Origin of the sequence: Algibacter sp. L1A34, from assembly GCF_009796805.1 — a bacterium.
GTDB lineage: Bacteria > Bacteroidota > Bacteroidia > Flavobacteriales > Flavobacteriaceae > Algibacter.
The window spans coordinates 3,863,135-3,878,860 of record NZ_CP047029.1 but is presented as its reverse complement, the minus strand read 5'-3'; the positions used below and the strand labels follow the sequence as shown (position 1 = coordinate 3,878,860).

Annotated in this window: 13 protein-coding genes; 10 read left to right on the top strand and 3 right to left on the bottom strand. The window is 33.6% G+C overall.

All coding sequences use genetic code 11. The features are described 5' to 3' along the window. Nucleotides 1–51 precede the first annotated feature (51 nt). Nucleotides 52–579, top strand: coding sequence for a DUF5004 domain-containing protein (locus GQR97_RS16470; protein ID WP_158850383.1), 528 nt, complete (start codon nt 52–54; stop codon nt 577–579). A 91-nt stretch (nt 580–670) separates the two neighbouring features. Here the strand turns inward: GQR97_RS16470 and GQR97_RS16465 are convergent, their stop codons facing one another. Both GQR97_RS16465 and fahA read right to left on the bottom strand, forming a co-directional pair. Continuing rightward, complete coding sequence (locus tag GQR97_RS16465; protein ID WP_158850381.1) at nt 671–1,867, bottom strand: hypothetical protein; 1,197 nt, start codon at nt 1,865–1,867, stop codon at nt 671–673. 113 nt (nt 1,868–1,980) lie between these two features. After that, entirely contained in the window at nt 1,981–3,261 is a 1,281-nt protein-coding gene (fahA, locus tag GQR97_RS16460; protein WP_158851881.1) for a fumarylacetoacetase, read from the bottom strand. 201 nt (nt 3,262–3,462) lie between these two features. Here fahA and glyA point away from each other — a divergent pair, with 201 nt between their 5' ends. The 9 genes from glyA (at nt 3,463) to GQR97_RS16415 (ending at nt 15,059) form a co-directional block, all read left to right on the top strand. Then, a complete protein-coding gene (gene glyA / locus GQR97_RS16455) occupies nt 3,463–4,734 on the top strand; it encodes a serine hydroxymethyltransferase (RefSeq protein ID WP_158850379.1) in 1,272 nt (423 codons plus the stop codon). A 537-nt stretch (nt 4,735–5,271) separates the two neighbouring features. After that, on the top strand, nt 5,272–5,670 hold the full coding sequence (locus tag GQR97_RS16450) for a hypothetical protein (protein ID WP_158850377.1): 399 nt from the start codon (nt 5,272–5,274) through the stop codon (nt 5,668–5,670). A gap of 79 nt (nt 5,671–5,749) precedes the next feature. After that, the gene (locus tag GQR97_RS16445; RefSeq protein WP_158850375.1) at nt 5,750–10,087 is read left to right on the top strand and encodes a CusA/CzcA family heavy metal efflux RND transporter; all 4,338 of its coding nucleotides are present in this window, start codon (nt 5,750–5,752) and stop codon (nt 10,085–10,087) included. A gap of 10 nt (nt 10,088–10,097) precedes the next feature. Beyond that, the gene (locus GQR97_RS16440) at nt 10,098–11,243 is read left to right on the top strand and encodes an efflux RND transporter periplasmic adaptor subunit (RefSeq protein WP_158850373.1); all 1,146 of its coding nucleotides are present in this window, start codon (nt 10,098–10,100) and stop codon (nt 11,241–11,243) included. Nucleotides 11,244–11,245: 2 nt separating this feature from the next. Beyond that, nucleotides 11,246–11,944, top strand: coding sequence for a VIT family protein (locus GQR97_RS16435; RefSeq protein WP_158850371.1), 699 nt, complete (start codon nt 11,246–11,248; stop codon nt 11,942–11,944). Nucleotides 11,945–12,060: 116 nt separating this feature from the next. Next, nucleotides 12,061–12,501, top strand: coding sequence for a thioredoxin family protein (locus tag GQR97_RS16430; RefSeq protein WP_158850369.1), 441 nt, complete (start codon nt 12,061–12,063; stop codon nt 12,499–12,501). 13 nt (nt 12,502–12,514) lie between these two features. Continuing rightward, nucleotides 12,515–13,483, top strand: coding sequence for an FAD:protein FMN transferase (locus GQR97_RS16425; protein WP_233267562.1), 969 nt, complete (start codon nt 12,515–12,517; stop codon nt 13,481–13,483). After that, nucleotides 13,480–13,692, top strand: a complete 213-nt coding sequence (locus GQR97_RS16420; protein WP_158850365.1) for a DUF4266 domain-containing protein — start codon at nt 13,480–13,482, stop codon at nt 13,690–13,692. Before GQR97_RS16425 ends, GQR97_RS16420 begins: the two co-directional genes overlap by 4 nt. A 53-nt stretch (nt 13,693–13,745) precedes the next feature. After that, entirely contained in the window at nt 13,746–15,059 is a 1,314-nt protein-coding gene (locus GQR97_RS16415; RefSeq protein ID WP_158850363.1) for a DUF3570 domain-containing protein, read from the top strand. Between the two features lie 111 nt (nt 15,060–15,170). Here the strand turns inward: GQR97_RS16415 and GQR97_RS16410 are convergent, their stop codons facing one another. Further along, a complete protein-coding gene (locus tag GQR97_RS16410) occupies nt 15,171–15,662 on the bottom strand; it encodes a CIA30 family protein (RefSeq protein WP_158850361.1) in 492 nt (163 codons plus the stop codon). Nucleotides 15,663–15,726 lie beyond the last annotated feature (64 nt).

The window sequence follows — 15,726 nt, the reverse complement described above, 5'->3', positions numbered from 1 at the left end:
TTTTTACGCAACTATTTGGTGCTTTATTCATCTTTTAAAAAAATATAAATTATGAAAAAAAGTATCTTATTAGTGAAAAGTTTAATCGCATGTAGTATTTTATTTATTAGTTGTAATGATGATGACAATGATTTAAAGTGTGCTGAGGATGTTACAGGTGAATTAACTAGTAATGAAATTAATTTTACTGGTAAATGGACGCTGAAAAGTGTTGTTTCAGAAGATGAAATTGATTTAACGGATGATGAAATAGATAACCCAAGCACTGATTTATTTGCTCAATATACAGATTGCTCAAAAGATATTGTATATGAATTTGGTGATAATAGAGATTATGCTTTTACCGGAGGAATGACGGCTATTGATTGTGATAACGAGCAAGAAATAACTGGAACTTGGGAGTTGAATGAATCTTCTGGGTTAATAATTGTTTCTAATTGTTCTTCACAATTAACTCAAATTGAAGTTAACGATGAAAGCACAGCGTTTTCTACAGAAGGTAATTTAAAATATGTTGATGTAAATGGAAATGTTATTAATACCACAACAACATTTACTTACGAGAAATCTATTGAATAGTACTGCTATTTGGTAATATAAATAATAAAAAAAAACCTTTGAAATAACTTCAAAGGTTTTTTTTTATGGAGTGTTTATAAGTTTTATTCGGCTAGTTTGTACCAAAGCCGTTTATAATTTCTTTTAATTTTAGTTTTAAATCTTCTCCGGTATCAAACACCATTTGCTCGTTAGTAGGAAAAGGTAATTGTCGGTTTTTTAATAATTCCAGATCTTCTATCGTTAGGGCGCGTTGATCGTTTTGCTTATTTTTTTTACGGTAATGTTTAGCATATATGTTCTCGAAAATAAAACCGCTATCTATAGGGAAGCTCTCTATAGTTTGTTTGGTTTTTAAATCGATATATACCACATTTGCCAAAATTTGAGCTTCTTTGGTTTGTATACTTTCTATAAATCTATATTTTACATCGATAATTTTATCTATCTCTATGTATTTGCCTAGACTATCTTTTACGGCGTTACCTTCTCTATCTAGCTTATAGGTTGTACCATCTTTAATTTTTTTCTCTCTTAAAATTTCACGTTCTCTAAAGCGTTCTGGAGATATCGTTATTTGTTTTAGATTGAGCTGCATGGCATAATCGTACTGAAAATTTTCGGCTTTACTTGCATGGTATTCGCTCCATTGTTTATTTAAGCCGTAGGTGTCAAAATTTAATAGATCGCTTTGTAAACGGTTTGGGATTATTTGGTTGGTTTGGTTGTTTATGGTTACCAAAATAAAATCGGTACCGAGTATTTGCGCTTCGTTTATAAGTTCGTTAGTATTTTTGAAATGAGGTGTTATTCTGTTTAAATAAACCAAGTTATTATAAGCTTCTCGAATATCTGTTTTATATTTAGAATCAAGTAACTTTAAACTACTAGTATAAATGTGATTTGCAAGATTGTTTTTAGCATTGATGGTTAAATCGCTATAATCTATAAAATCGAAGTTTATATTTTTACCATTGGCGGTTAATGGTAAAATAGGTTTAATAGATTCTTGACGAGAATTTAAAGCATTGTATAGATTGAAGATTTCTTGATAATTTTCTGGATTACCTTCCTTTTTTAAATAATCTACTCGGTTTAAATCTCTGTTTTCGGCTTTTGTAAAAGCATCTTGTAACATAAAAATGTATTCTTTTTTACGTTTTTTCGATTTATTGGTTTTAAGTTTATCGAGTGCTGTATTGATGGCATAATCGTAATTACCAGAATGCACCGCTTTTTCAACTTGTTTAGCCGTGTTACATGCTATAAGGTTAATTGTTATAAATAGTATAAGTATTGCTCTTTTCATAGTAATAGAAATTTATGGATTGAAACTATGTTTCAATAGTGATGCCAAAATAAAAAAAAACCTTCCTAAATTTTAATTAGAAAGGTTTTTTATGCTTTTTAATACTAGTGTTTTTATTTTTTATAAACAGGTAAAAGTTTAGTAGATACTTCGCCAAAACCTATGCGAGTGCCATCTTTTTCGCAATAACCTCGCATAATAACGGTATCGTTATCATTTATGAATTTACGTTCGCTACCGTCTTTCATTTTTATTGGGTTTTCACCTTTCCATGTTAATTCTAGCATAGATCCGTATGAATCTGGTGTAGGTCCCGAAATTGTTCCGCTTCCCATCATATCACCCGAATTTACAGGACATCCATTAACAGTGTGGTGAGCAAACTGTTGAGACATGTTCCAATACATATGTTTAAAATTCGTTTTAGAAACAGTGGTTTCCTTAGCGCCTTTTGGCTGTATGGCAACTTCTAAATTAATATCGTAGCTTTTTTTGCCTTTATATTTTAAGTAATCAAGTTGTTTTTTTATTGGTTTAGGACCTTCTACACGGTAAGGTTCAAGTGCATCTAAAGTAACTATCCATGGTGAAATGGACGATGCGAAACTTTTTGCTAAAAAAGGACCTAGTGGCGCATATTCCCACTTTTGAATATCGCGAGCACTCCAGTCATTAAGTAAAACGAGTCCAAAAATATACTCTTCGGCTTCGTTAACAGGAATTGGTTCGCCTAAATCATTAGCATCGGTAGTAATAAAAGCCATTTCTAATTCGAAATCGATTAATTTACTAGGGCCAAATATAGGTTCGGTTGCTCCGTTAGGTAAAGTTTGACCTTGCGGACGGTTCACTGGAATACCCGATGGAATTATAGAAGAGCTACGCCCATGATAACCTACCGGAATATGCAACCAGTTTGGTAAAAGTGCATTTTCAGGGTCTCTAAATAGCGTGCCAACGTTGGTGGCATGCTCTTTACTTGAGTAAAAATCGGTATAATCACCAATTTGAACAGGTAGTTGCATTTCAATTTCATCTAAACGAAAAAGAACCACTTCTTTATGTTTTTTATTGCTTTTAAGGCTATCATTTTCAGCATCGAAAATTTCGGCTATTCTATTTCTTACTAAACGCCATGTTTTACGGCCATCGGCAATAAAATCGTTTAAGGTATCTTGAAGAAAAATATCATCGGTTAAAGGGATGCCTTCAAAATAGCCTAATTGGTGTAGTGCGCCTAAATCTATAGCGGTGTCGCCAATACGCGTACCAATAGTTATAATATCGTCTCGTGTTAAAAAAACACCGAAAGGAATGTTCTGTATAGGGAAATCGGAATTTTTATCGACGTGCAGCCACGACGTTCTATCTGGGTTGTTCGCTGTTAATGGCATATCTTTTTTATTTTCTAGTTGTTGTATTCTTATCAAACGTACATAATTTTTTTGTTTTACAACGAAAAATTACTTTAAAAATGAATTTTCTTTAACCGTTAATAAATTGGTTAAAAACTTAAATGTAAAAAACGGAATATTACTCAATTTAAGTAATCTATTTGTTATTTTTGCGGAATATTAAAAAAACAAACTCATTATATGCAACGCGACGAACAAATTTTTGAACTCATTGAAGCCGAAAAAGAACGCCAATTAAATGGTATAGAACTTATTGCATCGGAGAATTTTGTTAGCGACCAAGTTATGGAAGCTGCAGGCTCTGTGTTAACCAATAAATACGCCGAAGGTTATCCTGGTAAACGTTATTATGGCGGATGTGAAGTGGTTGATGAAGTTGAGCAAATTGCTATAGATAGAGCAAAAGCATTGTTTGGAGCCGTATATGTAAATGTACAACCACACTCAGGAAGTCAGGCAAATACAGCTGTGTATCATGCATGTTTAACGCCTGGAGATAAAATTTTAGGATTCGATTTATCTCATGGAGGTCATTTAACTCACGGTTCTCCTGTAAACTTTTCTGGTAAACTTTACAACCCTGTATTTTACGGTGTAGAGCAAGAAACTGGTGTTTTAAATTATGATAAAATTCAAGAAATTGCTACTAAAGAACAACCAAAATTAATAATCGCTGGAGCTTCGGCTTACTCACGTGATATCGATTTTGAACGTTTTAGAGTGATTGCTGATAGTGTTGGTGCTATTTTAATGGCAGATATATCTCACCCAGCAGGATTAATTGCTAAGGGTATCTTAAACGATCCATTACCACATTGCCATATTGTAACAACAACAACTCATAAAACACTACGTGGTCCAAGAGGAGGAATGATTATGATGGGGAAAGATTTTGAAAACCCTTTCGGAATTAAACTTAAAAATGGAAACTTACGTAAAATGTCGTCTTTATTAGATTCAGCTGTTTTTCCAGGAAATCAAGGTGGACCATTAGAGCACATTATTGCAGCAAAAGCAATTGCTTTTGGTGAAGCTTTAACCGATGAGTTTTTGCAATACCAATTACAAGTTAAGAAAAACGCGGCTGCAATGGCAAAAGCATTAGTATCTAAAGGTTATAATATTATTTCTGGAGGAACTGATAACCACTGTATGTTAATAGATTTACGTAACAAAAATTTATCGGGTAAAGATGCTGAGCAGGCTTTAGTAAAAGCTGATATTACAGTAAATAAAAACATGGTGCCTTTCGATGATAAGTCTCCATTTGTAACTTCTGGAATCCGTTTAGGTGTTTCTGCTGTTACTACGCGTGGTTTAAATGATACCGATATGGTTGCTATTGTAGAGCTTGTAGACGAGGTTATTAATAACTTTGAAGATGAAACAGCTTTAGAAGCTGTAAAAACAAAAGTAAATGATATGATGCATAACAAACCAATGTTTGTATAAGCATAATTGAAATATATTTTATTGAAAGAATCCTGCTTTTTAAGCGGGATTTTTTTGTTTATAATCTTTATCAGTTTTTTTAATTTAGGTAAAAAAGTAATATTTCTTCAGAAGAAAAATTTAATAATAGATATTTTCTTGAATAGTCTTAATATGTTTGGCAAGGATTTTTTAATAGTTATGGTTACTACGATGTTTAGTTTTAGTTGTTGCAGTAAAAAAGTGTAAAGCCTAATATCATTTTGGTTCAGTCTGGCGTTAATAATCAATTAAGTTGTTCTTCTTTAGGTAAAGATTTGGATAGTTTAAGTGCACAATAGGATAAGATGCTTAATCGTTATTTTGACTCTATGGTTTCTATGCCTACGCGTTCTAGTTTATTAACAAAACCTAATTAAAAGAGTTGATTTTTATTTATAAATCATTTTGTAAATCTGTTAGTAGAATTATTGATAATAATGTCTTTATAAATGGCGTCATAGAAAAAACTTATACTAAAAGATGTTATGAAAGTTTCAATTTATTACCTTTGTATTGGTGAGTAAACTATTTTCTATATCGTTATCTTTTGTTATCCTAATACAAAGTTTTGGCTTATGTGTTGGGGATATTGCGCAAATCGATGATTTTATTGAGCATGCACAATACCATAGTCAACAATACGGCGATAATGTTTTTGTTTTTATTTCTAAGCATTATGGTGAGCTTAAGGCAGATCATGATAAGGAACATCAAGAAGAAAAGGAAGATCACGAGCAATTACCTTTTCAGCATCAATCCCACATGTCTTCAATTACGGCTTTTGTACTAAACACGCATAAATCAGAATTAAAAACAGGTGAGTTTTCAGAATTAAATATACATCAATTTCATTATCAAGCACCTTCTTCTGCACTTCATTTAGAGGGACTTTTTCAGCCACCAAGGTTATCATAAGTAATCACGAACTTTTTTATTTTAATTCCTTAATCATGTAATGGCTTTGGAATGTTCACATTGATTATTTTATGAAAAAATGTTATCACATATTATTAATTTCAGTATAAAGAACAAGTTTATTGTTCTCTTATTTACAGTCTTTATTATTGGGTTCGGACTGTATTCATTATCTCAAATACCTATTGGTGCTGTGCCCGATGTTACAAACAATCAGGTACAAGTTATTACCACTTCTCGTAATCTATCTACTCAAGATATGGAGCAATTTATAACCTATCCTGTAGAATTGGAGATGGCAAATTTGCCAGGAGTTATAGAGATTCGTTCTATATCAAAATTCGGACTTTCTGTAGTTACCATCGTTTTTGATGATGCTATGGGAACCTTTTTACCTAGACAGCTTATTGCTGAAAAAATAAAGTCGGCTTCCGAAAAGATACCGGAAGGTTTTGGTACGCCAGAAATGGGCCCTATTACAACAGGGCTAGGGGAGATTTATCAATATATTCTTGATGTAAAACCGGAATTTAAAGACCGTTATAATGCTGAAGATTTACGAACTATACAGGATTGGGTTGTAAAGCGACAGCTTTCGGGGATTCCTGGAGTTGTGGAAGTGAATACTTGGGGTGGTTTTTTAAAACAATATGAAGTTGCTATTGATACAGAAAAACTGAATGCCATGGATATTTCGGCAACCGATGTTTTTACAGCTTTGGAAATGAATAACAGTGTTTCTGGTGGCGGATATATTGAGAAGGTAAATCAAGCCTTTTTTATTCGAGGACAAGGTTTGGTTTCATCTTTAGAAGATATTCGTAATATAGTGGTTAAAAACACAAATGGTTTACCTATTTATATTAAAGATGTAGCTAAAGTAGGTTTTGGAAGTGCTACACGATTTGGAGCAATAACAGGGAATGGTGAAGGTGAAAAAGTGTTGGGGCAAGTAATGATGCTTAAGGATGCCAATTCTAAAAAAGTAATTGAAGCCGTAAAAGAGCGTGTAGATGAAATTTCAAAATCGTTACCAGAAGGTGTTTATATTAATGCTTTTCTCGACCGTAGCGAACTCATTGCTAAAACCACGTTTACAGTGACTGAAAACCTAGTTCTTGGGTGTTTAATTGTGATATTTGTTGTGGTTTTACTTCTTGGGAATTTGCGTTCTGGTCTTGTGGTAGCATCCGTTATTCCGCTGTGTTTATTGTTTGCATTATCTTTAATGTACATATTTGGTGTTGATGCAAACTTGATGAGTTTAGGAGCTATTGATTTTGGAATTATCATTGATGGTGCAGTAATTATTGTGGAATTTATCGCCTTTCAAATGACACAGAAAAAGCATGAAATTAGTGCTTTGTCAAAAGAAGACCTTCAAGATTTTAAAGATAATATCACATTTTCAGGAGCATCAAAAATGATGAATTCGGCCATCTTCGGTCAGCTTATTATTTTAATTGTATTCATTCCAATATTATCGCTTTCTGGAGTAGAAGGTAAAATGTTTAAACCTATGGCATTAACTTTTAGTTTTGCGCTAATAGGTGCCATGATTTTTTGCTTTACTTATGTTCCTGTGGTTGCCTCTTTATTTTTAAAACCATCAAATGCAACTCATAAAAATGTGTCTGTAAAATTAATGAATTGGCTCAATAAAATATATGAGCCAACAATAGATTGGGCATTGCGAAGTAAAAAGTTAGTTTTAGGTATCGCAGGTACTCTTTTAGCGATTTCAATTTATTTATACTCGACTATGGGCGGAGAGTTTGTGCCAACTTTAGATGAAGGTGATTTTGTTATTCAACCTATTTTAAAAACAGGAACATCCTTAAGTAATACGGTTAAAATTACTACCGAAATTGAAAAAATTCTACTAAAACAGTTTCCAGAAGTAAAACAAGTGGTGACGCGTATTGGTGCGGCAGAAGTGCCAACGGACCCCATGTCTATGGAAGAAAGTGACGTTATTATTGTGCTAAACCCTAAAAGCGAATGGATATCGGCGTCATCTAAAGATGAATTAGCGGATAAGTTTAAAGAAGCTTTAGCAGTTATTCCAGGAATGGAAGTCGAATTTACACAGCCTATAGAAATGCGTTTTAATGAATTGATTACAGGTGTTCGCGCAGATATCGCCATCAAAATTTTTGGAGATGATTTAGATATTCTTTCAAAAAAAGGAAACGAGATTGGAGCTCTTATAGAAAATGTGCCGGGAGCCGCAGATATTTCTGTTGAAAAAATTGCAGGATTACCAGAAATGAGTGTACAATATAATCGCGCTAAAATTGCCAGATATGGGCTTAATATTCAAGAACTGAATGATATGATTTCTATGGGCTTTGCAGGGAGATCTGCAGGTAGTGTTTTTGAAGGTGAAAAACGATTCGATTTAGTGGTGAGGCTAGATAAAGAAAAGCGCCAAGATATTGATAATCTTGATAATCTTTATATTGATTTACCTTCCGGTGGAAAAATTCCGTTGAATGAATTGGCAGATATCAGTTATAAAAAAGGAGCAGCCAAAATATCCCGTGATGATACCAGACGTAGAATTGTCGTTGGTGTAAATGTGCGTAATCGTGATTTACAATCTGTTGTAGATGATGTTCAAGAATTAATAAATGAAAACATCCATTTGCCTATTGGGTATTCTATTACTTATGGTGGTCAGTTTGAAAATTTGCAAAGCGCTAAATCTAGATTAATGGTTGCCGTGCCTATTGCACTGGTATTAATATTTGTGCTTTTGTATTTCGCTTTTAAATCGGTAAAAGAAGCTTTAATTATTTACTCGGCAATTCCTTTAGCTGCAGTTGGTGGTGTGTTATTATTATGGCTTCGTGGTTTGCCTTTTAGTATATCGGCAGGCGTTGGTTTTATTGCGTTATTCGGTATTGCAGTGCTTAATGGTATTGTATTAATAGAGCATTTTAAAGAATTAAAAAATCATGGGTTTGAAAGTATGGAAGCTCTAATAAAACAAGGTACTAAAGATAGATTACGAGCAGTATTATTAACTGCTGCCGCTGCGGCTTTAGGGTTTTTACCTATGGCCATTTCTACCAATGCTGGTGCAGAAGTTCAACGTCCGCTAGCTACCGTGGTCATTGGAGGTTTGGTTACAGCAACCTTATTAACGTTAATAGTTCTGCCAGTGCTTTATGCTTTATTTAATCGTCCATACAGCACAAAGAGCAAACTTGGCAGAAAACGTTCTAAAAAGACATTAGGTTTTATTTTATTATTGGCTTCATTTAGCGGATTTGCTCAAGAACAAGTTGGTGTAAAATTAAAAGATCTTATACCAATGGCTATTGAAAATAATGTTGGATTAGAAGCGGGGAGATTACAAGTAAAAGAATCGGACGCTTTAATTGGTGCTGCTTTTAGTTTTGATAAAACACATGTTTATTATGAGTTTGATGAAAATAATTTAGCAGGTAATAATGAGCCGTTAAGGGTGTTTGGTGTTCAGCAAGATTTTAAATTTCCAACGGTTTATTTCTCCGAAAAGAAAGTTAATCAAGCGCGTTATGGAATGATTTCAAGCACTTATAATATTCAGAAAAAAGGAATTGCGCGAAAAGTAACTGCTGCTTATTATGCATATCAAATTGCTAGAGAAAAGGGAAACGTCTATAAAAGATTAGATAGTCTTTATACTAATTTTGCAAAAGTGGCAGCTAGGCGTTTTGAGCTTGGAGAAACCAATTATTTAGAGAAAATTACAGCAGTATCAAAGCAAAAACAAATTAGTCTTAAGTATAGTGAAGCTCAAAAAGATGTTTTATTAGTTTATAATGTTTTATTAAAAATAATTCAGGTTGAAGAATCGATAACAATAGCGAATACATCGTCTCTAAAAGCCATGTTGAATACTCTTGATATTGATGGTAGTGCAGAAATTGCATACTATAAAAATAGAGTGTCTTTATTACAAGCCGAACGTCGTTTTGAAAACCATAAACTGCTGCCAGATATCAGTCTTAATTATTTTCAAGGGACTAATCCTGGTTTAGGAGTAAATCTTTCTGGATATCAATTCGGTTTAAAAATCCCAATATTCTTTAGTGGTCAAGCGGCTCGAATTAAAGCGGCAGGTTTTGCAGAAGATGCTGCGGTTTCAGAATCTAAAGAGTATGAGATTCAATTAAATGAAAAGTTTAATGCCCTTAAAATTCAGTTATCTCAGTTTCAAAAAGCGTTGAGTTATTATGAAAATGAAGGCGATAAGCTTTCAGAAGAAATTTTAAAAACAGCAAAAGGAAGTTTTAGAAATGGCGAAATCGATTTCTATCAATATATCCAAAGTTTAGAAAGTGCTTATGAAATAAAATTAAATCACTTAGATAAACTTGATGCATACAATCAAACCATTATAACCCTTAATTATTTAACTTTATAGACGCAACGTTATGAAACGTAATATATATACAATAGTGATACTCAGTCTTGTTTTCTCCTTTTTTAGCTGTGGTGAAAAAAAGAATGAAACAACCGAATTTCAAATTGAAAACAGTACGATAAAAGACAGCCGTATCCAGGTGACGCAAGCACAATTTGACCAAAGTAAAATGACTTTAGGTAATCTAGAAGAAAAGGCATTCCCTAATGTTGTAAGTGTGAATGGAATGATTGATGTTCCTCCAGAAAATAGAGCCGTTGTAAATGCAACCATGGGTGGGTATATTAAAACCACACCTTTATTAATAGGTGATAAGGTAAGAAAAGGTGACATTCTCGTTACCATTGAAAACCCTGAGTTTGTTTCCTTGCAGCAAAGCTATATGGAAGTGAATGAGCAACTTACTTATCTAAAAGCTGAATACGATAGACAGGTAACTATGAAAGCTGAAAACATTACCTCACAAAAAAGTTTTTTGAAAGCAGAGAGTGACTATAAAACGGGAGTTGCAAAACATAGAGGTTTAGAGAAACAACTGAGTATGCTTAATATTTCACCGTCAAGAATCCGTTCAGGGTATATAACTTCTGTGGTTAGTATTTTGGCACCAATTTCTGGTAGTGTTACCAAGGTAAATGTTACTAAAGGGACTTATGTTTCACCTGCTACATCCATTTTGGAGATTATCGATAATGACCATATTCATTTAGAACTGTCTGTTTATGAGAAGGATGTTATGGCTATTAAAAAAGGGCAAAAGATAGATTTTAAAATCCCGGAAGCTTCATCGGAAACTTATAAAGCTGAAGTTCATCTTGTTGGTACATCTATAGAACCCAATAGAACCATTCATGTTCATGGACATCTGGAAAATGAGTCTGACAATAATTTCTTGGTAGGCATGTTTGTAGAAGCTCATATCATTACAAGTTCTATTTCCGCGAAAGCGTTACCTAATGAATCTATCATTGACGTGGATGGCTTTTCATTTGTATTGGTTTTAGATGAAAAAGACGATGATATTTATTATTTCAATCAAATAAAAGTAGACGTAAAAGAAAATTATAACGGGTATACGGTTATAGAGAACATCGCTGATTTTGAGCCATACACCAAATTTTTGACTAAAGGAGCATTTAATTTATTGGGAGAATAGTTATGGAAGTACAAACAACAGAAAAGCACTATATAAACCGGAGTGGTTGGCTTAGAGCAGGAGTTTTAGGAGCGAATGATGGGATTTTATCTACTGCAAGTTTAATAATAGGTGTTGCTGCGGCAAGTAGTACGCGCGAACCAATTTTACTTGCAGGTGTTGCCGGCTTAGTTGCTGGAGCATTATCTATGGCTGCAGGAGAATATGTTTCTGTTAGCTCACAGACAGATATTGAAAAGTCTGATTTAGCTCGTGAAAAACAAGAACTCATAGATACTCCGGAAGAAGAATTGATGGAGCTTGCAGAAATCTACAAAACACGTGGTTTAACACACGAAACCGCATTGGAGGTTGCTAAACAATTAACCGCACATGATGCTCTTGGAGCGCATGCTAGGGATGAATTAGGGATTACAGAAATGACGGAAGCAAAACCTTTACAGGCTGCATTATCTTCTGGAATATCTTTTACCGTGGGTGGTTTTTTGCCCGTATTTGTTGCTTTTGTAGCACCTTTAAATATTATGGAATATATACAGTACGCTTTTGCTATTCTGTTTTTAGCTGTTTTAGGAGCAACCTCTGCAAGAACAGGAGGTTCAAAACCATTGAAAGCGATACTTCGCATTACGTTTTGGGGAACATTGGCTATGGGCTTAACAGCTATTATTGGGGCTTTATTTGATGCTAATTTGGCTTAAATAATAAAATAAATAAGATGCGTTATCAACGGGGTTTAATAATGAAAAAATAATCTATTTGTTGATAGGATTGGCTATAATTTGAGACTAAACATTAATAAAAATAAATAAATAAAATGAAAAAAATAATATTGACTTTAGCAGTAACAATGGTATGTGCAATTACGGCGGTTGCTCAAGATTGGCAAACAGATTTCACGGTTGCTAAAGACATTGCTTCTAAAGAGCATAAACCTATAATACTTGTTTTTCAAGGTTCGGATTGGTGTGGGCCATGTATTAAGCTAGATCGCGAAATTTGGAGTACCGATACTTTTAAAAAGTATGCCAACAAAAATTATGTGATGTTACAGGCCGATTTTCCAAAAGGAAAGAAAAATGCGTTGCCTGAAGCTCAAACTAAAGCCAATGCTAATCTAGCAGAAACTTATAATAAAAATGGCATTTTTCCTTTTGTAGTGGTTTTAAACGTTAAAGGAGAAGTTCTTGGGGAAACGAGCTATAAGAAAACAACGCCAGAAAATTATATAAAAGAATTAAATGTTTTTACAAAATAATTTGAAAAGGTTAATGACTTCATTTCTCGTTCTGTTTTCAATGGTTTGCTTGGCTCAGCAACCCTATAAACGAACCTTAAAACTTATGGGGAGTCGTTTTGATATTACTGTTGTAGCAAACGATTCTATAATGGGGAATAAATATATTGATAGCGCTGTCGCGGAAATAATACGAATTGAAAAACTCATGTCTTCTTGGGACGAAAACTCTCAAACAAGTGCCATAAATAAAAATGCAGGCATTAAACCTGTAAAAGTTGATTTGGAACTCTTTAATTTAATTGAAAGAGCTATTCGAATCTCAAGATTAACAGATGGCGCTTTTGATATTAGTTATGCATCAATGGATAGAATTTGGAAGTTTGATGGTAGTATGATGGTGATGCCTTCTGAAAAAGAAATAAAAGCATCTGTGGCAAAAGTCGGCTTTCAAAATATTATTTTGGATCGAGTTAATACTGCGGTATTTCTAAAATTAGAAGGTATGAAAATTGGTTTTGGAGCTATCGGAAAAGGTTACGCGGCAGACCAAGCAAAAGGCTTGCTTATAGCAAAAGGTGTGATTTCAGGCATTATAAATGCATCGGGAGATATGAATACTTGGGGAAAGCAACCAGATGGCACTGCATGGAAAGTTGCCATTACAAACCCCATGAACAAGAATAAGGTGTTTGCTTTACTACCAATAACAAATGGAGCTGTGGTAACTTCTGGAAATTATGAGAAGTACGTTAATTTTAATGGTAAGCGCTACACACATATTATAGATCCACGTACCGGATATCCGTCTTCGGGAATTATAAGTGTAACTGTTTTTGCGCCAAAAGCTGAACTGGCAGATGCCTTAGCCACATCGGTTTTTGTTATGGGGAAAGAAGCGGGGTTGGATAGAATAAATCAGTTGCCGAAAATAGAATGTATCATTATAGATGATAAAGGAAATATAACAAAATCGAATAATATAGAAATAGATAAATTATGATAAACAAGTTGATATGTTGCGTATTAATCGTCACTTCTTTCAGTAGTTGTGTTGTGGTTAAAGAATATGAAAAAGTGAATATAAACGATCCAGATATGGTATTATCTGATAAAAAAGTAGATCGTAATATTTCTACGGCACACTCTTATAGAGAAGCAGCAGTAGGGGCAAACGGAGGAAAAACAGGTGGTGGTTGTGGTTGTAATTAACCGAAACTCTTAGTATGTATATGTATTTAGAAATTTTAAAACATTAAAATAAATTGAAAAAACTTATAATTTTGTTTTGTGTATTCGCTTTCGCGAAAGGTTACGCACAAACAGGGCAAGACGATACCAAAGTCTATAAAAAAAGGGTTTTAGAAACTACCGAAGTAGATTTTTTAACTAGTTATTATAGTCAAGATGGCGATAATGCGGCGGTAAGTGGAGGTATTGGTACCGAAGAATTAACGGATGTTACAGGAACTTTTGTAGTTTCTATCCCGTTGAATGATGATGATGTGTTAACTATAGATGCAGGTATTTCTGCATATACGTCTGCTTCATCGAGTAATATAGATCCTTTTGATGACGGACCAGCAGATCCGTTTCAAGCATCTTCTGGGGCTTCAAGCAGTGATACTTGGGCAAATTTAACAGGAAGTTATAGTCATAGCTCTGACGATAGAAATGATATTTGGTCGGCTAAGCTAGCTATTTCCTCAGAGTACGATTATTTTTCTGTTGGATTTGGTGGAACGTATTCCAAACTTTTTAATGAAAAGAATACCGAGGTTAGTGTAAGCGGAAATGTGTACCTTGATACTTGGAATCCTATTTACCCAACGGAATTAAGACCTTTTGGGGCAGGAGGGAATGGTTTAAATGATCGAGTATTTACTCAAAACACTATTTCGGGCAATACTAATTATAACCCTAGATTTGGAGAGTTTGATAGTAAAGGGCGGAATTCTTATTCGTTAGGATTTGGGTTCTCACAAATACTTCATAAAAATCTACAAGGTTCGTTGGCTTTAGATTTTGTTCAGCAAGATGGTTTGTTATCTACACCTTTTCAAAGAGTCTATTTTGGTGATGTAGCCGATTCTTTTATAGATAATTTTCAGCTTGCCGATGCTGTGGAACGCTTACCTGACTCTAGGTTTAAAGTGGCTGCTGGCGGACGTTTAAATTGGTACATTAATGAAATTTTAACCGTACGTACTTTTTATCGTTATTATTATGATGATTGGGGTATTAACTCTCATACGGCTAGTATTGAGTTGCCAATAAAAATTACAGATAAGTTTACACTTTATCCGTCTTACAGATATTATAATCAAACTGCAGCAGATTATTTTAATCCTTATGAAGAAGCTTTATCTACAGATGAGTTTTATACGTCAGATTATGATCTTTCAGAATATTCTGCAAATCAATATGGTTTTGGAGTTTCATACACCGATATTTTCGCCAAAGCACATATCTGGAAATATGGTTTAAAAAGTATCGATTTAAAGTTCTATCAATATGATAGAGATACTACGTTTTCATCAAGTATTATTTCGGCTGGCTTTAAGTTTGTGCTAGATTAATTTAGAGTTTCAATATATAGAAAAGCCAATCTCAGATAAAGAGATTGGCTTTTCTTGTTTTAGTGCTTACTAATAAATAAGCTTATTGCTACATCTATTAGTGAAATTTAATTATTCTAAAACGATAGAGTCAATTTCTAATTTAAAATCTTCTGCCGCTTTGTTAGCAATTAAAAATGCGATTTCCTCAATATCATTTGCGTTGTAATTTGGCATATCTAGCCTTCTTCCTTTAAAAGTTGGATACATTTTTGACAATGAGAATTCTATAGATTCCCAATCTTTTGATGTGTTGAAATAAGAAATATAAGCGTGTTTATTAGATGCTTTCGATTTTATTCTAAACTGATACTTTTTTCCATCGCCTTTAATTTTCAATATAATTTTAGAAAAGGATTTTGTACTTATTTCATCAAATCGATATCTTAGGGAAGAGAATCCTCCATTGTTTTCTAAAGAAACATGGCCTTTAAAAACACCATTTCCTTCTTCATTTAGATAAAATCCTCCCGACGATTTTCCACCCATAACATCATCGTTAACAACTGTCCAATTAGTAATATCCGATGTTTTTTCAAATTTAAATATAGTATTTGTTTGCATATTTGTTGTTATTAAAAATATTAGAAGGAGCTGTTTCATAGTTTGTTATTTCAGGATAAAAATT